This window comes from Microbacterium sp. STRO-2N (genome assembly GCF_057747775.1).
The window spans coordinates 3,198,449-3,221,319 of record NZ_CM173223.1; the positions used below are offsets into that span (position 1 = coordinate 3,198,449).

Sequence of the window (22,871 nt, forward strand, 5' to 3'; positions counted from 1 at the left end):
CCTTAGCCGCGGCGGCCGACGCCCGGTCCGACGGAGTGCCACATCGCCGCGGGCGGCGCAACCCCCGCGCGCCCGGCGAGCCGTGGCGGTTCACTGGGCGCATGCCGCAGGCACGAGCACCACAGGAGGAGCCGGTAATGGACAGCAGCAACACACCTCTGGCCCGGGCGAAGCACCCCCGTACGGTCATCGCGGGCCCGTACGGGCACCCGTTCCATCCGATCCTCGTCACGATCCCGATCGGCACGTGGGTGGCGAGCTTCGTGTTCGACATCATCGCGCTCGCGGCCGAGGATCCGGCCCCGTTGGTCGTCGCGTCGAATGTGCTGATCCTGATCGGCCTGATCGGCGCTGTGCTCGCCGCGATCATGGGGCTGCTCGATCTCTCGCAGCTGGCGCGGGGCACCGCGGCACGACGCACGGCGCTCACGCATATGACCCTCAACCTCGTCGTCGTGGCGCTGTTCCTCGTCGGCCTCCTCGTGCGCTGGGGTCACGGCGACGACGACATCAGCGTCATCGGGTTCATCCTGAGCATCGTCGCCCTCGCGCTGCTCGGCGTCTCGGGCTGGCTCGGCGGCAAGCTCGCCTACCACTACGGCGTGCGCGTCGCCGACGAGAGGACTCAGGCCGAGGGCTTCCGCTGAGCCGCCCGCCCGCCGAGCACCGCGAGCATCGCGAGCACTGCGACGGCGATCGCGCCTCCCGCCCGCACCGGCCAGGATCGCCATCCTCCCGTCGTTCCGCCGGCGTTCACGGGTGGCGCGAACACGGTGCCGTCGGTCGCCGGCTCGCCCGACCCGCGCAGTTCGACCGTGCGCTTGAGCGCTCCGGTCGCCCAGTCGTAGAAACCCGGCGCGAACCGCTGCAGGACGATCGCGGCGCGCTGGGTCTGCCCGACATGAGTCGCGAACCGGCGGCGGTGCGGCGCCGCGATGATCGCCCGAGCGACGCGCTCGGGAGAGCTGATCGGCGGCAGCGGGTGGATCCGACGCCCCGTGACGTTGGCCGCGTTCTGGTAGATCGGCGTGTCGACGGTGGACGGCAGCACGATGCGGATCCGGATGCCGCGCTCGCGCCGGACCTCCTGTCGCAACACGATCGCGAATCCCAGCAGGCCGAACTTGCTCGTGACGTACGGCGAGACCAGCGGCGAGCCGACGCGCGAATAGAGCGAACCGACCATCACCAGGGCACCGCTGCGCTGCCGCCGGAAATGAGGCAGCACGGCGCGCGCCGCGTGCACCTGTCCCATGAGGTTGGTCTCCACCACCTGCCGGAAGACGTCGTGCGGGAGGACTTCGAAGCCGCCGTACGCGAAGACGCCGGCGGCCGTGACCCAGACGTCGATACGGCCGAACTCGCGCACAGCCCGCTCTGTGAGCTCGCGGACGGCCGCCTCGTCCCGGACGTCGGTCGGCACCGCGATCGCCTCGGCGCCCAGCTCGCGGCACTCCGCCGCGACCTCTTCGAGGGCAGCGCCGCTGCGTGAGGCGAGGACCAGTCGCGCCTGCTCAGACGCGTACCGCCGGGCCGTGGCCCGGCCGATCCCGCTCGAAGCCCCGGCGATCACCACGACCGACGCGGGCTCCCGGGCGGCACCTGTCCTCGCTCGCGTCCCGTTCATCCGTCGTCACGACCCGGAACGTGGAGGTCGTCGGGATCGACGTCGACGTCACCCGCGTCGTCAGGGCCGCCGGTGCCCGGGACCGCACGCACGTCGTCGGGGTCGATGTCGGGGTCGACCGTGCCGGGCAGTGGATCCTGCTGCTTCTCCTGTGTCTCGGTCTCGCTCGCCGGACTGTAGCTCGTGTCCTTGCGCAGGGAATCCTGCTCCGAGAGACCGGTGGGCGCGGGCGGCGTCTCATCGGTCTCACTCGCAGCGAAGCGCATCTTGTCATCGGCGTTCATGCGCTCGACCGTACGGCGCGCCGCGCCGCACGCTCACCCCCTTGACACGGGTGCGAGCCTCACGCGTCGACGAGGCCGACGGCCTCCCGCTCATCGGCGCCCACCCGCTCGCGGCGGCTGGTCGCGACGTATCCCCACAAGAAGACGAAGCCGGCGATCGGCAGCAGGATGTCGGTGTAGAGGATGCTGCCCGCGTTCCCCTGTGCCTCGTTGCCGGCCGTGAGCAGCTGGTAGATGTGCCCACCGGCGGCGCCCCACAGGAACAGCGCCGGACCGATGAGCGCCGCGAGCTTCACCATCCACGCCTGCCGGCGCGGGAACGCCAGGAATCCCACGGCGGCGAAGCCGAGGCTCGCGAAGGCCACCTCGAGCTGGAACGGGCTCTGCTCCCACCCGATGATCTCGGCGGTGAAGTCGCCGAACACGCTGTGCATGACGAAGTTGTAGAGGTAGCTGACGCCCACCGACAGCAGGAGGAAGTGGTCGAGCAGCCGTCCCCACACGATGGATGCCGTGAGCCGGCCATGACGCCGTGCCCGCAGCATCCCGATCCCGGCGGTGATCAGGCCGAGCACGAAGAGGGTGACCGTGAAGTTGGAGAGAAGGACGGTCGTGAGGTCGGTGAGGACTGCTTCCATGAGATCTCCCAGGCCGGGCCGCGAATCGGCGGCGGTCGCCGCGATTGCACTGTAGCGGTCGCGAGCGCTCCAGCCCGGGGTTGCCCAGCCGGGCGGCGTGCCGTCAGATGCGCGGCGAGAGGTCGGGAAGCGCCGACGTGCCGAACTCGTGTCGCAGCGCACTCAGCGCGGCGAACCAGCCGACGAGGCCGTGCACTCCGGGTCCGGGCGACGCCGACGCCGACGCGAGATAGACGCCGGGCATCGGCGTCCGCCACGGATCGGGGCTCAGTACCGGCCGGCGCACGAGCTGGCGGAGCAAGGGAGCCCCGGCCGCGATGTCGCCGCCGGGGTAGTTGGGGTTGTGACGCTCCACGTCGACCGCGGTGCGCGAGTTCGTCTCGAGGATCGTGTCGCGGAAGCCCGGGGCGAAGCGCTCGATCTGCGCGATGACCGCCTGCTCGCGGTCGGCGGGACTTCCGGACGGCACGTGCGTGTACGTCCACAGCGTGTGCCGGCCCTCGGGCGCCCGCCCGGGATCGAACAGGGACTGCTGCCCGACGAGCACATAGGGGCGCTCGGGCAGCCGGCCGCGATTGACCTCGTTCTCGGCGGCGGCCATCTCGGCACGGGTCCCTCCGACGTGAACGGTGCCGGCCCGCCGCACCTCCGGGTTGGTCCACGGCACCGGCTCGCTGAGCGCGAAGTCGACCTTCGCGACACCCCCGCCGTAGCGGAAGCCCTCGAGCGCCCGGCGGTAGCCCCGCGGCATCCGTTCGCCTGCCATGCGGATGAGCGCCCGCGGCGTGACGTCGAGGAGCGTGGCCCGAGCGGACGGCAGCTGGGCGAGCGAGACGACGTCGTGGCCGAGCACGACCTCGCCGCCGTGCGCGCGGAGGTCGTCGACCATCGCGTCGACGATGGCCTGGCTGCCGCCCACCGGAATCGGCCAGCCCCGTGCGTGCGCGTAGGTTCCCAGCGAGAGCCCTGCCCCCGCCGCCGCGATGCTCGGCTGCGACAGGATCGTGTGCGCGGCGATCCCGGTCAGCATCGCGGGAGCCGCGTCCTCGCGGAACCTCGCGTTCCAGACCGGGGTGCCCTGTTCGAGGGATCGCAGTCCGAAGAGCAGCGCCGCGACCGGATCCCGCGGTACGCGCAGCAGCGACGATCCGGTGAACTCCGCGATCGCCGTCGCGCGTTCGACCAGGGGCCGCATCAGCCGCTCGTACGCGCGGCCGTCGACCCCGAGCGCGTCGCGCGTGCGCGCGAGGTCGCGATACGCGATGCCCGCCCGACCGCCGTCGAGCGGCTGCGCGTACGACACCTCCGGGACGGCGAACTCGACGCGCGAGGGCAGGCCGAACTCGCGGAAGAAGCGCGACTCGAACGCGAGCGGATGCACCGCCGAGCACACGTCGTGCCAGAACCCGGGCAGGGTGAGCTCCTTGGTGGCCGCGCCGCCGCCCGCCTGGTCGGCGCGCTCGTACACTCGCACCCGCAGCCCCGCACGGGCGAGCGTCACCGCCGCCGCGAGGCCGTTGGGACCGGCGCCGACGACGACCGCGTCGAGCTCGGGACTGCCCGGTGTCGTCATGGAACCATCTCGTCGGGCCGCGGCTCGTCGTCAGTGGGCTCGTCACTCGCCGGCCGCGGGACCGGGGGCGTCTTCGGGCGTGCGGCGGTCCCGGGCTTGACCGCGGCGCTCAGCGTCGACGATGCCTGCGGCTTCGCGCCGGCCGACTTCGGCGTCACCGGCTTCGCGGTCGAGGCCTGCGGCTTCTCTCCGCTCTGCGCCATCTCGCGCTGCGCCGTCGTGGCTCGGGCCTGCGCCGCCGCCATGCCCTCCGCGAGGTACGCCAGCCGATGCAGCGTCTCGGCGTTGCGCCAGCGCAGCAGCACATCCATGACGGGCGCGGGCACGTACTTCGCCGGCCCCGCCACCGCCTCTTCCTGGATGCGCACCACGCTGCCGTCCCCTCGCGCCTTGACATCGATCGTCACACGAGCCTCGCCCAAGGGCCAGCCTCGCGCCTTCATCACGATCCGCCGCGGCGGGTCGAAGGCCTCCACGACGGTCGAGTCGTCGATGAGCACCGGCCACACGCCGACCGAGTGATGCAGCCTCGCACCCGCCGACGGCCACGCCTCGTCCACCTCCCGCATGCGAGACGCGCCGACCACCCACGACGGATACAGCCAGCCATCGCCCAGCACCCGGAACACGTCTTCGGGCGAGCACGTCAGGACCCTCACATTGCGCGACATGGTGCCGACGCTACGACGACGGATGCCGTGGCCACAGGCCATTGCGGTGGGCGCGGGGTTGTATTAACGGGCGCCGCCTACCGCACCAGGCCCAGGCGATAGGCGAGGATCACGAGCTGCACGCGGTCGCGCGCGCCGAGCTTCTGCAGCAGCCGCCCGACGTGGGTCTTGACCGTGGACTCCGACAGCACGAAGCGGGCGGCGAGCTCGTCGTTGGTGAGGCCTTCCGCCACTGCGACCAGGAACTCGCGCTCGCGGGGCGTCAGCACCTCGAGCACCGCGGATGCCTCGGTGGCGGCATCCGTCGCCTCCCCATCCTGTGCGAACTGCTCGATCATGCGTCGCGTGACGCTCGGTGCGAGGGCTGCGTCGCCGCGGTGGACGGCGCGGATCGCGCCGACCAGCTCGGCCGGCCGCGCGTCCTTGAGCAGGAACCCGCTCGCGCCCGCCCGGAGCGCCGCGAACGCATACTCGTCGAGGTCGAACGTCGTCAGCACGAGGATGCGCGGCGCGCCGCCCTGGTCCGCGATCCGACCGGTGATCTGCTCCGTCGCGGTGATGCCGTCGGTTCCCGGCATCCGCACGTCCATCAGCAACACGTCGATGTCGTCGCGCCGCGCGATCTCGATCGCGCCGTCCCCGTCGGACGCTTCGGCGACGACCTCGAGCTCGTCCTCGGCGTCGAGCACCAGCCGAAGACCCAGGCGCACGAGCTCCTGGTCGTCGACGATCCCGATCCTGATCGGCTGCGTCATCCGTCTTCCTCTCCGTGCAGCACCGCGTGCACTCGCCATCCGCCGCCCGGCCGCGGCCCGGCGTCGACGCTGCCGCCGTACATCAGCGCCCGCTCGCGCATGCCGATCAGTCCACGGCCCGCTCCCGTCGTGCGCGGCGCGGCGTGCGCCACGGCGTCGTCGTCGACTGTGACCCTGACCTCGTGGTCGGTGCACGCGACCGTCACGTCGACACGGGTCGCGGCCGGCGCGTGGCGGAGCACGTTCGTGAGCGACTCCTGCACGATGCGATGCACGGCGAGTCCCAATCCGGGGTCGGCCGGGATCGTCCCCGACGTCGACAGGCGCACCGGCAATCCCGTCTCGCGGAACCTCTCCACGAGCTCGTTCAGGTCGCCGACGCCCGGCTGCGGGGTCAGCGGCGACGAGTCGCCCGGCTCGGCGAGCACGCCCAGGAGCCGCCTCATCTCCGAGAGGGCACTGCGGCCGGTGTCGGCCACGCGGCGCATCGTCTCGGCGCCACGCTCGGGGTCGCTCGGTGTCACCGCGGCGGCGCCCTCGGCGAGGGTGACGACGACGGTCAGTCCGTGCGAGACGACATCGTGCATCTCCCGGGCGATGCGGGCGCGCTCCGCGGCGGCGACGAGCTGCGCCTCCTGGTCGCGCTCGCGGGCGAGGTCACGCGCCCGCGCGACGAGCGAGTCGATGTAGCGGCGGCGTCCCCCGATCGACACGCCGATCAGCACGGCGACCAGGGCGAACAGCACCGCGAGCACCGCCGACGTGATGCGGCCGGCGAGCGTCACATCGTCGGTCGCCGTGCCCACGAGGTTCGCCACGACGCTCGCGACGGCGGCGATCGCGAACCCGATCCACACCCTGCGCCCCACCGCATAGGCACCGAGGGCGTACAGGGCGGCGACGAGCGGCAGCACGCCCCCGCCGCTCATCGGCGAGGGCAGCGCCGAGACGACGGATGCCACCACCACCGGCAGCAGCGGCCACCGACGACGCCACAGCAGCGAGACGGATGCCGCGGTCGCCGCGGCCACGAGGCCCGCCGCCGCCCACCACGGGACCTGTGCCAGAGGCGCAAGGGCGACGCTCGCGACGAGAGCGGGAACTCCCGTGAACACCACGATGAGGACGTCGACGAGCCGCGGATGCGCCGCCCAGAACCGGCGGAGCACGCCCGGCGGACGTGGGAGTGCGAGCTCCGGCGTGCGCCGATCCCCGGCTCCCTTCATCGGGGAGCCGGGGATCGGAGACGCACCGGTCATACAGCGACCTTATGCGTCGCGCCGCACGACCACCGCCGCCGCCCCCGCCATCGCGACAGCCGGCCACGCGATCGTCACGAGCAGGTCGCGCCAGAAGTCGGAGTCGATCGCCTGTGCCGCTGCGAGGCCCGGGCCCGACGACGCGAGCGTGTACAGGCTGACATCCTGCACCCACTCCACCGGGATCGCGCCGAGCACCATCGGCACCACCAGCAGGAGGCCGAGCACGATCGCGATCGCACCCGCTCCGGCCCGCACGATCGCACCCACGGCGAGCGCGAAGACGCTGAGCAGAGCCAGGAAGAGCGCGCCGCCCAGGATCGGCAGCGCGACCTCCGTGCCGAACTCGGTGAACTCGACCGGCTGGTCCATGCTCGCGAACGTCATCGCGCCGGTGAGCGCGGCCGCGACGATGATCGCGAGGCCGACCACGAACGCGGTCGTGAACAGCACGATCGCCTTGGCGAACAGCGCGGGCAGGCGTGTCGGCACCGCGGCGAACGTCGAGCGGATCATGCCGGTGCTGTACTCGCCCGTGATGAAGATCGCGCCGAGCACACCGAAGACCAGCTGCGTGAGGAACAGCCCGAAGGTGCCGAGCTGGCCGACCGTGACGTTCATCGCGAGCTCTTCGGGGCCGGTGATGCTCCCGATGGCGAGAGCCGCGAGCAGGCTGATGCCCACAGAAAGCACGAACGCCGCGCCCAGCGACCAGTAGGTCGAGCGCAGGCTCCAGAACTTGATCCACTCCGAGCGCAGGGCGCCGCCGAACGTGACGTCGCGCCCGACACGGGTGCGGGTGAGGGTCATGGTGGTCATCGTGAGATCTCCGTCCGGTACTCGACGGCGTCGACGGTGAGGGCCATGTAGGCCTCCTCCAGCGACGCGCGCTGCGGGGTCAGTTCATGAAGCGGGATGCCGGCGCCCACGGCGAGCTCGGCGATCCGGGCGGCGGCGAGGCCGGTGACCTCGGCGAGGTCCTGCTCGAGCGCCACGACCGTCGCGCCCTCGGACTGGAGCAGCGGGCTGAGGGCCGCGGCATCCGTCACCCTCACCCGCACCGTCTGCCGCGACGCGCCGTCGACGAGCTCGCCGATCGGCGTGTGCGCGAGCACTCGGCCGCGACCGAGCACGATGACGTCGTCGGCGGTCTGCGCCATCTCGCTCATGAGGTGGGACGAGAGGAAGATGGTCCGCCCCTCGGCCGCGAGCGCCCGCACCAGCTGGCGCACCCACAGCACGCCCTCCGGATCGAGGCCGTTGACGGGCTCGTCCAGGATGAGCGTGTGCGGGTCGCCGAGGAGCGCCGCCGCGATACCCAGGCGCTGCCCCATGCCGAGCGAGAAGCCACCCACCCGGCGATCGGCCACCGAGCCGAGACCGGTGAGGTCGATGACCGCCTGCACACGGGAGTTCGGGATGCCGTGGGTCGCGGCGAGCGCGCGCAGGTGCGCCCGCGCCGACCGGCCCGGATGCACCGCCTTCGCGTCGAGCAGCACGCCCACCTCGGTCAGCGGAGCCTTGAGCTCGCGGTAGGGGCGGCCGCCGATGGTGGCGGCGCCCGCGTCGGGGCGGTCGAGGCCCACGATCATGCGCATCGTGGTGGACTTGCCTGCGCCGTTCGGGCCGAGGAAGCCCGTCACGGCGCCGGGGCGCACCTCGAAGCTGATGTCGTCGACCGCCGTCTTGGCGCCGAAGCGCTTGGTCAGGTTCTGCACGGTGATCATGCGTTCCACGCTAGGAACAGGCATCCGTCGCCCGCGTCGGAGCGCGGACCGATCTTGCCGGCGCCGATGTCGTACCACGGTGCCATGGTGCGATGATGCGGTGGCCCGGCAGTCGGGCCACCGCATCGTCGGGTCAGCCGCAGGAGTGCGCTGCGAACTCCGCCTCGAGCGCCGCCGAGAGCGCTTCGCCGCCGACCGTCGCGGTCGCCTCGCCGGTCACCGCGCCCGCCGGGATCGACACCTGGCGCGTCGTGAACGCATACGACGAGGACGTGTCGGGGGCGAGCGCGGCGACGGTCCTGGTGCCGAACGGGGTCGCCAGCTCCAGCGACACCGGCACGTCGTCGGCGTTCGCCACCCGAACGGTGAGCACCGTCTTGCCGACCACGCACCGCAGATCGGTCATGACCGTCACGTCGAGTGCGGGCTCCGCCTGCTTCAGCACGCCCAGTCGCGCGAGCTGCAGGCTGAGCGCGCGCTCCGGCGCGTCGATCTGGTTCTGCGTGCCGACCGTCCGCGCGCTCACCGCCTCGGCCTCGCCGAGGAGCTCCTCGAGCTCGGCCCACTCCGCGGCCGGGTAGTCGGCCGCCTCGAGCGTGCCGGCGTGCGCGATCGCTGCATCCAGGTCGCTCTTGTCGAGCGGGAGATTCTGCGACGTCAGCGTGTCGCTGAGCAGGTAGTGGTCGAAGTCGACGTGTCCGCCCGCCTGCTGGGTCGCGTACGCGAACAGCCCGACACGGTGACCCATGAAGTGGGTCAGGGTGCCGTCGAGGGTCTGGGGACCCACGCGGTTGCCGAGCTGGTGCCAGGTGACGCCGTCGAGGCTGTAGTGGAACGTGGTCCACAGCTGGCCCGTCGGGCTGGCGAAGTCGAGATCCGCCTTCACGTGCACCTCGGTCGCCGCGCCGAGATCGGCCGTGGTGCCAGGAAGGAAGGCCTCTACGGCCGCCTGATCGATGGTCGCCGCGAACGGCTGGACGCGATTGACCACGCCGACCGTGTTGATCCCGTTCACCCGCTTGACCGCGACGTACGAGAACCCGCGGTTGTAGGCCGCGAGCCCCGCCACGTCGCCGTCCTTCATACCCGAGATGTCAAGCTTCGTCTCGGCCGACTGCCGCGGGCCGAAGGTGCGCTGCGACAGGGTGTTGCGAGCCTCCTCGAGGAAGGTGAGCTCGTCGTCGTTCGCGAGCTTGAGGTGCTTGTACGCCCCGGTCACGACCTTGCCCGTGGTCAGCCGCAGCCATCCGTCCCGGTCGGTCAGCGACCAGTACCGGTTGTCGGGCGCATGGTTCCACTCCCACGGCAGCGCGAGACGCGACCCGTTCGGGGCGATCTCGTCGGGATGCGGCAGTTCGGTGGTGAGCGGACGCCCCTTCAGCGACACGTCGTCGACCGCGAAGTCCATGAGGTGCGTGTCGGGAGCGGCCAGTGCGTTGGCGTTGCTCGTCCACGGCGTCTCGAGGAAGATCCGCATCGACGACAGGCTCTGCGAGGCCGGAACGGTGAAGCTGCCCGTGATCGTCGCCCACTGGCCGCGCGTCGCGGTGACGCTCGCGAGGTTGGTGAACGTGCTGCTGCCATACCGCGCGGTGATCAGGAACTGCTTCGTCGCCGGGCTGTTCGGGTTGTCGTACTTCACCTTCGCCGACACGTCGTACGTGACGTTGTGCTGCACCTTGCCCGTGACGTCCTGCGCGGGCCCCGACCCGGTCGTCGTACGGCCCGACACGAGCAGCGCGCCGGCGCCGGTCGCGGCATCCGTCGACGCGGTCAGCGTCGCCGTGTCGTTCGCCGTCCAGCCGTCGGTGGCGTTCTCGAACCCGGGGTTCGTGAGCAGTTCGACGCCCAGGAGCGACTCGTCGACGTCCGGCGGGGCCGGGATCGTCCACTCCTCGTCCATGTACGCGCGGTGCGGAGCGTCGTTGTCGAAGTCGTCCGAGACGACGACGCTCTTCTGCCGCTCGTACAGCGCCTCCTCGGGACTCAGCTCGATCGGCTTGTCGAACGCGCCGTTCACCGGCACCGAACCGCCGTTGCCGAACGTCGGCCAGCCGTCGGCCCACGTCGCGGGGATCAGCGCGGGGATGCGTCCGATCGGGAACGTGTCACGGAAGAACATGCCCCACCAGTCGGTGCCGCCGTCCTCGCGCGAGATCGGCACGAGGCTGCCTTGGGCGAACCCGTTCGAGTTCAGCGCGCCTCGCGCCTCATACGGGTTGCTGCCGTCGGCGGTCGAGTATCGGCCGAGCAGCTCGTCGGAGCGGAACAGCACGACCTGTCGCCCGTGGCCCGACGGCCACGTGATGATGACGATGTAGTACTTGCCGTCGATGTACTGCACCTGCGCGCCCTCGAAGAGCCCGCCCAGGAACGGCGAACCGGGGTAGTCCGAGGTCCGCAGGATCTGCGGGTACTCGGCGACCACGGTCCTCATGTCGCTGCTCAGCTTCACGGCGCTGGTCGACCCGGAGCCGTAGAAGATGTACGGCGTCCCGTCGACATCGAAGAAGAGCGACGGATCGTGGAATGCGCGCCCGAGCGGGATGCGCTCCCAGGAGCCCTCGTCGATATCGTCGGTGACATAGATGTACGAGCCCCCGAGGTTGTTCGTGTTGAACGCGACGTACCACTTGCCGTCGTGGTGCCGCAGCGACGACGCCCACTGGCCCTGTCCGTACGAGCTCGGGCCGTTGCGCAGCGAGAACGCGTCGCCGATGTCGGCCCGGTCGAACACGTAGTTGACGATCTCCCAGTTGACCAGGTCGTACGACTTCATGATCGGAGCGCCCGGGCTCAGGTGCATGGTCGTGCTGATCATGTAGTAGATGTCGCGCCCCTCGTCGTTCTCGGAGGCGGGGATGCGCTCGACCGACACGTCCGGGACGTCGGCGTTCAGCAGCGGCACCGTGTAGGTGCCGTCGCCCTTGTCGGTCGAGGTGTAGCCGGAATCCGGCTGCCAGGGATCGGCCGCGTGCGCCGGCGGGACCGCCAGCAGCAGTGCGGCCGCGACGGCGGCGGCGCTCGCGAAGGCGAGCGGCCGCAGCCGGCGAGGGGCGGATGGCGTGGGCACGGTTCCTCCTCAGTCGCTCCGACCGCGGGTCAGAGCGCGTCTTCCCACAGCGTGAGGGTGAGCGTCGCGGAGTAGCTCCCGGGTGCGACATCGCGCGGCGTCTTCAGGTGCAGGTCGGCGTCCGCCTGCCACGTGCCGACGGTGCGCGCCTCACCGGAGTCGAGGGCGAGCGAGAGCAGCTCCTCGCCCGCGAGTCCGACGTTGTTCGGCGCCTCGTCGAAGACAGTGCCGACCTCGGGTCCCTCGGCGACCTGTCCATCGTTCTCGGTGAGCAGACGCGGGACCCAGCCCAGGTGCTCCGGTCCGATCTCGGGCACGCCGGGCGCCGAGAACGACGACGACTGACCCGTGATGTACCAGAACGCGCCGGCCGGCACCTCCTCGCGGTCGTCCGAGACGGTCACGGTCGGCAAGACGCCCGCGAACTCCCGCAGCTCGGGGTCCGAGGACTCCACCTCGGTGAGGCCGGTGGCATTCGCCGCGACCGACATCGTCAGCGCGCCGACCGGCGGCAGCGTCTCGATGTCGACGTTCACCTGCACGTCGTCGTCGCCGAGCTCGTCGGCCACGGCCGCACCCGCGGCGCCGAGCAGCAGCATCCCGCCGAGCACGCCTGCTGCGGTGCGGGCGAGGGTTCCCTTGTTCCTCATTCGTTCTTCTCCATCCTCGGCGGGGCGACTTCGCCGCGCCGTGTCACTGTGCGGCCGGACCCTCCGGCCGTCGATCCTGTGCGGGGCACGGGTGGCGGTCCGCCTGGCGCACCGCCACCCGTGTCACCGTCGGTTCAGCCGCAGGTGTGGGCTGCGAACGGTGCCGGCACTGTCGCCGACACCTGCTCGCCCGCGACCGTGGCGCTCACGCTCACCTCCGCGACCCCGGCCGGCGCATCGACGAGACGCGTCGTGAACGCCTTCGACACCGAAGCGCCCGCGGCGACCGTCACGGACGACTTCGACCCGTACGGCGTCGACACGGATGCCGTGACCGGCACCTCGTCCGCGTTGGAGACCGTCACCGTGAGCACCGACTTGCCGGCGACGCAGCGCGAGGCCGCCTCGGCAGTCACGTCGAGCGTGGGCGCCGTGGCCCGCGCGAACGACCACGTGTCGAGCTCGAACAGGTCGCCGCTGCCGCCGCGGTATGTGAAGAACAGGTCCTGCGTGCCGGTGGCGCCGTTCAACGCGCCCGTCAACTCGGTCCACTCTCCGACGGCGCCGGTCACCGGGATGGTGCCGACGACCGCGCCGGTCTCGCTCCCCGTGCGGATGTCGATCGAGCCGCCCGCCTGCAGCGCCTTGACCTTCACCGTGACGGATGCCGCGCCGGCGTCACCGAGTGCGACGGACGACAGTGCGGTCCAGTCGCCGTTGTCGATGTCCTTCACCACGAGGTTCGGAGCGGTCGCCCCGAACTGTGCCGACGCGCTGTCGACCTTCTGCGTCGCGATGCCCTTGCTCCAGCCGAATGTCTCGGCCTCGAACGTGCGGAACGGGTCGAAGTCCCGCACCTGCTCGACGCCCGCATACGTCCCGACGACCTGCTGGATCGTTCCGTCCTCGTTGAACGCGAGCTCCTGGATGTGGGGGCTGCGGTAGCCCTGCGTGGTGTTGCCGTTGATGCGCTTGTTCAGCGTCGGGGCGTGGTACGTGAAGTAGTACTTGCCCTCGAACTCGAACACCGACTGGTGGTTGTTGCCGCCCGTGCCCGCACCGAAGAACTGCGACTGGTTCGGGAACAGCACGCCGGCGTACTTCTCCTTCGGGAAGTTCGTCGGGCTGTCCGACATCATGTAGCCGATCTGTCCGCCGCCGGGGTAGCCGGGAAGCGGCGTCTGGTTGCCGCCGAAGTCCGTGCCGCCGAAGTGAGACGAGTACGACAGGTAGTACTTGCCCTCGCGCTCGAAGATGTGCCCGGCCTCGAACGAGACAGGCGTGTCGACGACCATCGCCGAGCCCTGCGTGTTGACCATGTCGTCGGCGAGCTCGATCACCCGGATGTTCTTCGGGTTGTTGAAGCGCTCGGCCGCGGGCATGCTCGTCGACGCCGGACCGCCACCGAACACCAGGTATGCCTGGCCGTCGGTGTCGACGATCGGCGCCGGGTCGAACTTCCAGGCGACGTCCTCCGCGCCGGGCGTCGAGCCGTTGATGAGCGTGCTGGTGCGCTCGCTCTTCCACGGGCCGAGCGGGCTCGCGCCCGTGATGACGTTGCTCGAGCCACCGCCGTTGGCGTAGTAGAGGAAGTACTTCTCCTCGCCGTTCACGACCTTCTTCGCGAAGCCCGGGGCCCACGAGTTGCTCGTGAACGGGGCGACGCCCTGAGGCCCGGCCACCTGGATCTCGCCGTGATCCGTCCAGTTGACGAGGTCCTCAGACGAGATCAGGGTGATCTGGTTGATGCTGCCGTAGTTGATCCCCGGAGACACGCCCGTCACCGGGTCGGGCGCGTAGCCCTGCGTGTCGTTCGTCATGAACATGTACACGCGGCCGTCCTCGGCGTAGCCGAAGCCATCGGCGCCGAACTTGTGGCCGATGAGCGGGTTGTGCTCGCCGGGCAGCTTGCCGACGACCTCGATGGTCTTCGACGGCGGCGGGGGCGGCGGCGCTCCGACGAGCGACACGTCGTCGACGACGAAGTCCATCAGGTGCGTGTTCGGATCAGCTGACGGGGTGCTCGTCCACGGCGTTTCGATGAACAGGCGAGCCGTCGCGGTGCTCTGGCCCGCCGGGATGGTGAACGTCGCGTTGATGTAGCCCCACTGCCCGCGCGCCGGAGTCGTGCTGCCGAGGTTGGTGTAGGTGCCGCCGCCGTAGTGCATGGTCGCGAAGAACTGCTTGGTGGCGGGGCTGCTCGGGTTGTCGTACTTCACCCGGGCTTTGATCGTGTAGGTCTGGCCGGACTGCACCTTGCCCGTCAGATCCTGCATGGGCCCGGAGCCGGTGGTCGTACGCCCGGTGACCTTCACCGCGGACGCGCCGGAGTACGCGTCGCTCACGACCGAGAGGGTGCCCCCGTCCGTCGCATTGCCGTTGTTCACGAACCAGCCTTCCAGGCCGCTCTCGAAGCCGCCGTTCACGATGAGCTCCTCGTCGGCGGCCGTCGCCGGCATGGCGAGTCCGCTGACGATGAGCGCCGTGGCGGCGACCGCGGCGCCCAGGACGCCGGCCATCCGGCGGCGTCTGGCCGCGGGACGGATCATCTCCTTGGTCAAGGTTCCTCCTCATTGATCGATCAACCTTGTTCCGCTTTCGCCACGTGAAAGGCGGGGGCGACATGAGGGCCGATCGGCGGCCCAGTCTTGCCTCGATATGCGGAACACGACTCCGTGTACAGCCTCCGAGGAGCGGACGGTTGCATGTTAGCGGTCACAGAATCGAGCTCGCAAGCGTTTCGGCCGAGAAATGTTCGCGCTATCACTAAGCCGGACCCGCAGGCGGACTCGAACAGACCCTCCGCCACGTGTTCCATGCCCCTTCCGCGGATAGAGTCGCTGTAGCCCATCGGCTCACATCGAACAGACCTGGATGCACCGACCACAGACAACGCACACCCGTCCGCATGTCACGATGCAGGACGTCGCCGAGAAGGCCGGCGTGTCGGCGCAGACCGTGTCGAATGTCATCAACGGGCGGACCGAACGCGTCAGCGCCGAGACCATCGACCGCGTCGCGAAGGTCATCGACGAACTCGGGTACCGCCTGAACCAGGCGGCACGCTCGCTCCGCAAAGGCACGACCGGCATCGTCGGGCTGGGTGTGCCGATCCTCGCTTCGGAGTACTACGGCGAGCTCGCGGAGCGCCTGTCGCATCGGTTCCGGGAGCGCGGCATCCGTCTCGTCACGGAGAACACCGGTGGTGCCATGACCGCCGAGGTGGAGTCGCTCGCGGCGTCCCATCTCGAGACGTACGACGGATTCATCCTCGCGATCGCTGCGAGCGATTCCGCCGATCTCGACCGTTTCCGTCCGACGAAGCCGATCGTGCTCCTCGGGGAGCGCGCCGTGTCGACGCGGTTCGACCACGTCCTCATGGACAACATCGGCGGCGCGGATCTCGCGACAGGACACCTGCTCGATCGTGGAGCGCGGGCCGTCGTGGCCCTCGGCGGATCGAGGGGCGAGGTGCCTTCCGTGCAGACGCTTCGCACCCGCGGCTACGTCGAAGCGCACGACCGGCGCGGAGCGCCGATGCGACCGGAGCTCATCGTCGGCACCGGGCTCGACATGTCCGATGGCTATCGGCTGATCTCGCGGCTGATCGAAGACGGCACGGAGTTCGACGGCGTCTTCGCTCTCACCGATTCGAGCGCGTTCGGCGCGCTCCGCGCGCTCGCCGATCACGGCATCCGCGTGCCCGACGACGTTCAGGTCGTCGGGTTCGACAACGTCCGCGCGGGCGAGTACAGCGTGCCGCGGCTGACGACGGTCGAGCCCGACAACGACGCGATGGCCGACGAGATCGTCCGCATCATGCTGGCGCGGCTGGGCGCGGACGAGAGTGGCGGCGAGCCTTCGCGGCACGTCATGCCGACGCGACTCGTCGTGCGGGAATCGACCCGCTAGGCGCTGGCTGCGGGTCAGCGGCGCGACAGCAGGGAGGTGACGCGGAGTCGCCCGGAGTGGATCCACACGTCGGAGTACTCCACGGGGCGGTCGGACGCGAGATACGTGACCTGCTCCAGGTACTGGACGGGGTCGCCGGTCTCGAGGCCCAGCTGCGCCGCAACGTCGGCGTCGGCGCGCTCAGCGCTGAACGTCCGTCGGGCAGAGGCGATCTTGAGCCCATAGCGGCCCTCGAGCACGCCGAAGAGGCTGGTCTGGGTGAAGTCGACGTCTTCGATGCCCGGGGCGTAGTCGACGCGTACATAGTTGTGCAGCAGCGCGACCGGACCGTCGACGGTGCTGCGCCGGCGCACGAGCTTGAGCGCACGACCCCCGGCGGAGACCTCGAGCAGCGCTGCGACGGGCCGAGGCGGTTCGATGAGCTCGCAGAGGAGCACCTCGGTGGTCATGACGATGCCCTGGCTCGAGAAGTCCTCCGACAGGGTGCTCAGCCGCTGGGCGATGGCCGGCTCGATGGTCGTCGACGTGACGAACGTGCCCTTCCCGCGGATCTGACGCAGCAGCCCCTCCTCGATCAGGGTCGTGAGTGCGCGTCGCAGCGTACCGCGGCTCACTCCGAAGTCGAGGGCGAGGTCCGGCTCGCTCTTCAGCCGGTAGTGCGCGGGCCACTCGCCCGACGCGATGCGGCTGCGGATCCGGTCCGAGATCTGCGCGTGGATCGAGACGGGAACACTGCGCTGGATGCCGTCGGCCGCGCTCGTGACGTCGGTCATCGTCCCACCCTCTCGTATCGGCCGGGTCGCCACCGCCCCGCCGGGCATCCGAGCGGGGCAGTGGCTTCCACGGTACGGTCTTCTGCGTCGCTCAGTAGCTCTGCGTGTTCTCGTCTGTGGAATCGGTGATGATCGACAGGCCCGCGCTGGTTCCCACGAGCACCGCGCCCGCGCGCAGAAGCGCCAGCGTCTGACGGTAGCTCTTGATGGAACCGGACGCCTTGACCTGAACCCCCTCGCGAGCGCGCTCCACGAGATAGCGCACGCTGTCGGGGTTGGCCGTCTCGATCTGGCCGCTGCTGGCGTTCTTGAGGAACGCCGCACCCGCCTCCATCGACAGTTCGACCGCCGCTTCCTTCTCGGCATCGGTGAGCAGCGGGAGCTCGAGCATGACCTTGACCGGGATGCCAGAGGCGCGCACGACGCCGGCGATGTCCTCGCGGAACTCGTCGTACATGCCGCTCTTGAGCCATCCGACCTGCACGCCCATGTCGAGCTGCGTCGCGCCGAGACGCGCGATCTCGGCCGCCTCGGCCGCCTTGCCTGCGCTGGTCATCACGCCGACCGTCGGGAAGTCGAGGGCGGACGCGATCTCGACACCCGTTCCGGCGAGCTCACTGGCGACGAGCGGCACCCACGAGGCGGGGACCATGGCCGCGTTGAAGCCGTGCTCGGCCGCCTCCCGCGCGTGGGTCACCATCTCCTCACGCGTCGAACCGGCTTCGATCTTGGTGTGCTGGATGTAGGGGGCGAGCTCAGCCGGGCTCAGGTTCAGGTCGCTGGTGACAGATGTGTCGGTCACGTCTCTCTCTTTCTCGGTGGGGTCTGCTCAGGCGAGCTTGGACGCGTAGTACTCGGGGGCGACGACACCGTCTCCGCCGAACCACTTGGGCACATCGACGCCGCAGAAGAGGCCGATGTTGCCCCACGGCTCGAACGCGCCGGTGCGCACGATGACCTTCGCCTCTCGAGCCAGTTCGCCGAGGACCTCGGCGTGGGAGCGGGTCGTGAACTCCGCGTCGCCGAAGCGCTCGCGCAGCCACTCGTCCAGGCGCGGGTTGTTCGACACGACATCCTCGGCGCGGACGACGCCCTCGACGACGATCTCGTCGGCGATCAGCCCGATCACGGTGCGCAGGTCGGGCAGGTTCTCTGCGATCGCCAGGTCGATCCGGTGCGCCTCGCGCGGGATCGGAAACCCGGCGTCGACGACGAGGATCAGGTCGGTGTGTCCGAGAGTGGCCAGTGCGCCGCTCAGCTCGGCGTTCAGAATGCCTGTGCGCTTCATGTGTTCGTGGTCCTTTCGATGGATGAGTCAGGCGGCGCTGGCTGCGGCATCCGTCGCCAGCGCCATGATGTTCTCTTCGGTGGCGTCCGCCGCGTCGAGCGTTCCCGCGACCGAGCCTTGGCACATGACCGCGATGCGGTCGCTGACCGTGAGCAGCTCCGGAAGGTCGGAGGACGAGCACACGATGGCCACGCCCTGGTCGGCGAGTGCGAACAGCTGCTCGTAGATCTCGACCTTCGCGCCCACGTCGACGCCGCGCGTCGGCTCGTCGAGGATCAGCACGCGCGGCGCGATCGAGAGCCATCGCGCGAGCAGCGCCTTCTGCTGATTGCCGCCCGAGAGGTTGGTGATCGGCTGGCCGATGCCCGCGGTCTTGACGCGAAGCCTCTCCGCGAGCGACCTGCTGTTGCTGTCGAAAGCACCTCGGCGAAGCAGGCCCGCCGTCGAGTACCGGGGCGCCGTGATCACGCCGATGTTGTCGCCCACACTCATGGTGGTGAGGATCCCCTGCGCGCGGCGCTCACCCGGAAGGAACGCCAGGCGCCGATCGATGCTGGCTCCGGGCGACCTGCGCGAATAGTCCGCGCCCTCGACGCGGACGATGCCCCTGCCAGGAGCCGCGCCGAAGATGTTGGCGAGCGCCTCCACGCGGCCCGAGTCGGGCAGCCCCGCGATCCCGAGGATCTCACCCGGCCGCACCTCGAACGACACGCCGTGATGCCGTCGCCCCGAGAGGCCGCTGACGCTGAGCGCGGGCGGCGCCTCACGGTCGTATGCGCGCCCCGCAACCTCCGCGCGGCTCTCGAAGTGGCCGAGCTCGCGGCCCACCATGGCCGCGACGGTCTGATCCGGAGTGACCTCGTCGCGTCGCCACGAAGCCACATGACGCCCGTCGCGCAGCACCTCGATGCGGTCGCTCAGACGGAACACCTCGGGCATGCGGTGCGAGACGTAGACCATCGTCGTGCCGTCGGCCTTGAGCCGCGCCATGAGGGCGAACAGACGCTCGGCCTCGACCGGTGTGAGCATCGCGGTCGGCTCGTCGAGGATCAGCACTCGGCACCCGCGCGCGATCGACCGTGCCACGACGATGAGCTGCTGGGTCGCGAGGTCGAGCGTACCGACGATGCGGTCGGGATCGAGGTCGATCTGCAGCTGCGCGAGCAGCTCCCGGGATCGCCGCCGCATGAGGCGGCGCGACGGGAAGAGCCGCGATCCCGGCTCGATGCCGGCCAGCATGTTCTCGGCGACCGACCGGTCCGGCAGCAGCGAGAGCTCCTGCGGCACGATGGCGACGGAGTGACGCGTGAGGACCGTGTGAGGGTCGAACGACGTCATCTGCTCGCCGAACACGGTGATGCTCCCGCCGCTCGGCGGCTGCAGCCCGGCGAGGATCTTCAGCAGCGTGGACTTGCCGGCCCCGTTCTCGCCGAGGAGAGCGGTGATCTCGCCCTCGGTGATGTCGAAGCTGACGTCATCGAGCGCACGGACGGGTCCGAAGCTCCTGCTGAGACCGCGGATCTGCACGGCGACGCCCGGCCGCGCAGTCACGGTGGCGGCGTCGAGCGGCGGGAGCATCGACATCAGCCCTCCACCGTCGCTTCGGCGAGGTTCTCCTTGGTGATGAACTGCGAGCCGGTGTCGACGCCCTCGATGGCGACGCCGTCCTTCAGGAAGTCCACGAGCACCTTGACCGCCTGGTAACCCTGTTCGGCGGGGTTCTGGCTGATGGTGAACGTGACCACGTCATTCGCGACGAACTCGGCGGTCTGCGGCAGCAGGTCGAAGCCGACCATCGTGATCGCTCCGGCGTTGCCGGACTGCTGCACCCACTGGGCGGCGGCGGTCGTCGAGCAGCAGTCGAGTCCCGCGATGGCGACGACGTCGCTCTGACCCGCCATCGTCGACTCGACGGTGTTGTACGCGGCGTTCGGCTCGTTGCCGACGTTGACCGGTCCGACGATCTCGAGACCGCTGCCGCTCAGGCCCTCCTCGAAGCCGCCGAAGCGATCATGCGACCAGCCCGCACCGGTGTCGAGCGAGAACACGACGACCTTGCCGGTCGCGCCGTCGCCCAGCACCGACAGGAGCTCTTCGGCCTGCGCCTTGCCCGAACCGGCGAGGTCCTGACCCACGAAGCCCATCTGACGAGAGCCGGGGTTGTCGGTGTTGAACGAGATGATCGGGATGCCGGCCTCGTACGCCTCGGCGATGACGGGCTTCAGCGCGTCACTCGAGGCCGAGGAGACCGCGATGCCGTCGACCGACTGCTGCTGGATCAGCGTCTGCAGCTCGGCGACCTGCTTGGCTGCGTCGCCACCGGTCGGTCCGATCAACTGGACGTCGGTGTCGAGCTCGGCTCCGGCTCGCTCCATGCCCTCCTTGATGGGCGTCGCGAACGCGAGCGACGGATCGTGGTAACTGAGCTTGATGCGCAGCGGCTCGCCGCTGTCGATGCGCTCCTGGATGTAGTCGGCGACCTGGAACTCGTCGCCGCTGCCGGCATCGGCGGAGGCGCCGCTGGTGATGGCGCCGCACCCGGTGAGCGCGAGCGCTCCAGCGAGGGCGAGGGCACCGGCGGCGAAGAGGCCGCGCGTTCTGTTGCGAAGGGACATGGGAACTCCTTTGTGTCGTCCGTTCGGGTGGGTGGAGGGTTGAGCGAAGGCTCAGGCTCGCGTCTTGCGCTTGCGCTGCCAGGTGTCGAGGGCGACGGCGGCGACGATGACGAGACCGGTCACGACGGTCTGCCAGAAGGACGAGATCCCGTTGATGTTGAGGATGTTCTGGAGCAGTCCGATGAACGCGACGCCGATGATCGTGCCCCACATCGTGCCCGAGCCGCCGAACAGCGCCGCACCGCCGATGATGACGGCCGAGATCACGGTGAGCTCGAGGCCGGTGCCGGTCACGCCCTGCACGTAGGAGAGGAACGACAGACCCAGCACGCCGGCTGCGCCGGCGGTCAGCCCCGACAGCACGAACGCCCAGACCTTGACCACCTTGACGTTGATGCCGACGAGGCGTGCGGCCTCCTGGTTGCCGCCGACCGCGTAGGTGTTGAATCCGAGCCGTGACCGCGAAAGCAGCACGATCCCGACCGCCGCGATGACGGCGAAGATGATGAACTGCATCGGCGCGACGCCGAACAGCCGACCTTGGCCGATGAGGTTGAACTCCGCGACCCCGGGCATCTGCGAGTTGAGCGAGATGGGCGCGCCGTCGGAGATCAGCAGCGCGACACCGCGGAAGACGCTGAGGCTTCCGAGGGTCACGATGAAGCTCGGCACGCCGAGCATGACGACTGCGAGACCGTTGAGCAGGCCCGCGACCGCGCCGACGCCGAGCCCGATCAGGACGGCGAGCGGCCATGCGACCCCCGCCACGATCGCCATGCCCGTCGTGATGGCGGTGAGCGCGTAGATCGATCCCACTGACAGGTCGATCTCTCCGTTGACGATCACGAAGGTCATGCCGATCGCCATGATGCCGATCTGGGCGATCTGCTGGCCGACCGACAGCAGATTGCCCGCCTGCAGGAAGCTGGGCGAGAGCACCGAGCCCAGGACGAACAGCACGAGGAGCGCGGCGAGCACGCCGGTCTCTCGGGCATGCAGGAACTTCTTCGGGTCGAAGCCCGTCCGGGCGGGGGTGGCGACGGCAGTCATCGATCGGCTCCGATCTGATCGCGGGTGGGGAGAGCAGGGATGACGCCCGCGATGGTCACGGCGTGCGCGCCGGCAGCGGCGGCGAACGACGCGGCGTCGTCGAGCGACGCGCCTTCGCCGAGCGCCACGGCGAGTGCTGCGGTGAAGGAGTCTCCGGCTCCCGTCGTGTCGACGACATCCGTCACGGGGTGGGGCGGCACGGTGCGGGAACCGGCGTCGTCCACGATGAGTGCACCCTGCGACCCGCGGGTGAGCACGACGCGGCCACCGGTGCGATCGCGCAACGCGGTCGCGAGCTCTTCGTCACTGCCGCCCGAGCGGCCGAGCAGGATGGGAGCTTCGGTCTGATTGGGCGTGATGACGTCCACGAGCGCCCAGGCCTCGTCGGGCAGCGGCTGCGCGGGCGCCGGGTTGAGCAGGGTGAGCGTGCCTGATTCGCGGGCCACGCGCAGCGCCGCCACGACGGCGGGCAGAGGGATCTCCATGGAGACCACGAGAACGGATGCCTCGGCGATCTCGTTGCGGAACGACTCGACCGTAGCGGCGTCCATCGTCGCCAGTGCACCCGAGGCGATCACGATGCGGTTCTCACCGCTCGGTTCGACGATGATGAAGCCCACCATCGTGGGCGCCGAGGCTGAGACGGCCACACGCCGCGCGTCGACGCCCTCGCGGCGCCACAGCTCCCGCGCATCGCGGCCGAAGGCGTCGTCGCCCACGGCCGTCAGGAAGGCGACGTCCGCGCCGAGGCGCGCTGCGCCGATCGCCTGGTTGGACCCTTTGCCGCCAGGGCCTTCATCGAACTCTCCGCCGAGGAGGGTCTCCCCCGCCTCCGGCAGACGCGGGACGCGCATCGTGAGGCCCACGCCGTAGCTGCCGACCACTGCAATCTTCATTGACTTCTTCCGAACGACTTTGTATGTGGACAACTATGTACATACACACTGGAGGGAAGCGCTCTGTTTGTCAACTCGGG

20 protein-coding genes and 1 pseudogene are annotated in these 22,871 nt (G+C 70.0%); 2 read left to right on the top strand and 19 right to left on the bottom strand.

The annotated features are described in order from the left end of the window. Positions 1–137 precede the first annotated feature (137 nt). On the top strand, positions 138–647 hold the full coding sequence (locus AC3ANN_RS14790) for a DUF2231 domain-containing protein (RefSeq protein ID WP_488338146.1): 510 nt from the start codon (positions 138–140) through the stop codon (positions 645–647). Here AC3ANN_RS14790 and AC3ANN_RS14795 read toward each other — a convergent pair. The 12 genes and pseudogenes from AC3ANN_RS14795 to AC3ANN_RS14850 all read right to left on the bottom strand — a co-directional run bounded on the left by AC3ANN_RS14795 (position 626) and on the right by AC3ANN_RS14850 (position 14,818). Further along, complete coding sequence (locus AC3ANN_RS14795) at positions 626–1,627, bottom strand: SDR family NAD(P)-dependent oxidoreductase (protein ID WP_488338147.1); 1,002 nt, start codon at positions 1,625–1,627, stop codon at positions 626–628. The genes AC3ANN_RS14790 and AC3ANN_RS14795 overlap by 22 nt on opposite strands. Beyond that, positions 1,624–1,911, bottom strand: a complete 288-nt coding sequence (locus AC3ANN_RS14800; RefSeq protein WP_488338148.1) for a hypothetical protein — start codon at positions 1,909–1,911, stop codon at positions 1,624–1,626. The genes AC3ANN_RS14795 and AC3ANN_RS14800 overlap by 4 nt, the downstream gene beginning before the upstream one ends. Before the next feature lie 59 nt (positions 1,912–1,970). Then, positions 1,971–2,549 carry a DUF6790 family protein gene (locus AC3ANN_RS14805; protein ID WP_488338149.1) on the bottom strand — a complete coding sequence of 193 codons (579 nt, stop codon included), beginning with the start codon at positions 2,547–2,549 and terminating at the stop codon, positions 1,971–1,973. Between the two features lie 103 nt (positions 2,550–2,652). Next, the gene (locus AC3ANN_RS14810) at positions 2,653–4,122 is read right to left on the bottom strand and encodes a phytoene desaturase family protein (RefSeq protein WP_488338150.1); all 1,470 of its coding nucleotides are present in this window, start codon (positions 4,120–4,122) and stop codon (positions 2,653–2,655) included. A 230-nt stretch (positions 4,123–4,352) separates the two neighbouring features. After that, positions 4,353–4,793 (bottom strand): annotated as a pseudogene (locus tag AC3ANN_RS14815) (SRPBCC family protein); the annotation flags it as partial. A gap of 77 nt (positions 4,794–4,870) precedes the next feature. Continuing rightward, positions 4,871–5,548, bottom strand: a complete 678-nt coding sequence (locus tag AC3ANN_RS14820) for a response regulator (RefSeq protein WP_488338151.1) — start codon at positions 5,546–5,548, stop codon at positions 4,871–4,873. Then, complete coding sequence (locus AC3ANN_RS14825; RefSeq protein WP_488338152.1) at positions 5,545–6,807, bottom strand: sensor histidine kinase; 1,263 nt, start codon at positions 6,805–6,807, stop codon at positions 5,545–5,547. Before AC3ANN_RS14825 ends, AC3ANN_RS14820 begins: the two co-directional genes overlap by 4 nt. 9 nt (positions 6,808–6,816) lie before the next feature. Next, complete coding sequence (locus tag AC3ANN_RS14830) at positions 6,817–7,626, bottom strand: ABC transporter permease (protein ID WP_488338153.1); 810 nt, start codon at positions 7,624–7,626, stop codon at positions 6,817–6,819. After that, positions 7,623–8,534, bottom strand: coding sequence for an ATP-binding cassette domain-containing protein (locus AC3ANN_RS14835; protein ID WP_488338154.1), 912 nt, complete (start codon positions 8,532–8,534; stop codon positions 7,623–7,625). The genes AC3ANN_RS14830 and AC3ANN_RS14835 overlap by 4 nt, the downstream gene beginning before the upstream one ends. 133 nt (positions 8,535–8,667) lie before the next feature. Further along, positions 8,668–11,607: a family 43 glycosylhydrolase gene (locus tag AC3ANN_RS14840; protein WP_488338155.1), complete on the bottom strand. Its 2,940-nt coding sequence runs from the start codon at positions 11,605–11,607 to the stop codon at positions 8,668–8,670. A 29-nt stretch (positions 11,608–11,636) separates the two neighbouring features. Continuing rightward, positions 11,637–12,257: a hypothetical protein gene (locus tag AC3ANN_RS14845; RefSeq protein WP_488338156.1), complete on the bottom strand. Its 621-nt coding sequence runs from the start codon at positions 12,255–12,257 to the stop codon at positions 11,637–11,639. Between the two features lie 134 nt (positions 12,258–12,391). Then, a complete protein-coding gene (locus AC3ANN_RS14850; protein WP_488338157.1) occupies positions 12,392–14,818 on the bottom strand; it encodes a family 43 glycosylhydrolase in 2,427 nt (808 codons plus the stop codon). A gap of 355 nt (positions 14,819–15,173) precedes the next feature. Here AC3ANN_RS14850 and AC3ANN_RS14855 point away from each other — a divergent pair, with 355 nt between their 5' ends. Next, entirely contained in the window at positions 15,174–16,169 is a 996-nt protein-coding gene (locus AC3ANN_RS14855; protein WP_488338158.1) for a LacI family DNA-binding transcriptional regulator, read from the top strand. Between the two features lie 14 nt (positions 16,170–16,183). Here the strand turns inward: AC3ANN_RS14855 and AC3ANN_RS14860 are convergent, their stop codons facing one another. From AC3ANN_RS14860 to AC3ANN_RS14890, 7 genes are all read right to left on the bottom strand, one after another. Then, positions 16,184–16,942, bottom strand: a complete 759-nt coding sequence (locus tag AC3ANN_RS14860; protein WP_488338159.1) for a GntR family transcriptional regulator — start codon at positions 16,940–16,942, stop codon at positions 16,184–16,186. Between the two features lie 91 nt (positions 16,943–17,033). Continuing rightward, entirely contained in the window at positions 17,034–17,744 is a 711-nt protein-coding gene (gene deoC, locus AC3ANN_RS14865; RefSeq protein ID WP_488338160.1) for a deoxyribose-phosphate aldolase, read from the bottom strand. Between the two features lie 27 nt (positions 17,745–17,771). Further along, complete coding sequence (rbsD, locus tag AC3ANN_RS14870) at positions 17,772–18,230, bottom strand: D-ribose pyranase (protein WP_488338161.1); 459 nt, start codon at positions 18,228–18,230, stop codon at positions 17,772–17,774. Between the two features lie 27 nt (positions 18,231–18,257). Continuing rightward, positions 18,258–19,814 (bottom strand): sugar ABC transporter ATP-binding protein, encoded by a 1,557-nt coding sequence (locus AC3ANN_RS14875; protein WP_488338162.1) that lies wholly within the window; start codon positions 19,812–19,814, stop codon positions 18,258–18,260. Continuing rightward, positions 19,814–20,845, bottom strand: coding sequence for a sugar ABC transporter substrate-binding protein (locus AC3ANN_RS14880; protein WP_488338163.1), 1,032 nt, complete (start codon positions 20,843–20,845; stop codon positions 19,814–19,816). The genes AC3ANN_RS14875 and AC3ANN_RS14880 overlap by 1 nt, the downstream gene beginning before the upstream one ends. 51 nt (positions 20,846–20,896) lie before the next feature. Further along, positions 20,897–21,895, bottom strand: a complete 999-nt coding sequence (locus AC3ANN_RS14885) for an ABC transporter permease (protein ID WP_488338164.1) — start codon at positions 21,893–21,895, stop codon at positions 20,897–20,899. Next, positions 21,892–22,791 carry a ribokinase gene (locus tag AC3ANN_RS14890; RefSeq protein ID WP_488338165.1) on the bottom strand — a complete coding sequence of 300 codons (900 nt, stop codon included), beginning with the start codon at positions 22,789–22,791 and terminating at the stop codon, positions 21,892–21,894. The genes AC3ANN_RS14885 and AC3ANN_RS14890 overlap by 4 nt, the downstream gene beginning before the upstream one ends. Positions 22,792–22,871: the final 80 nt, after the last annotated feature.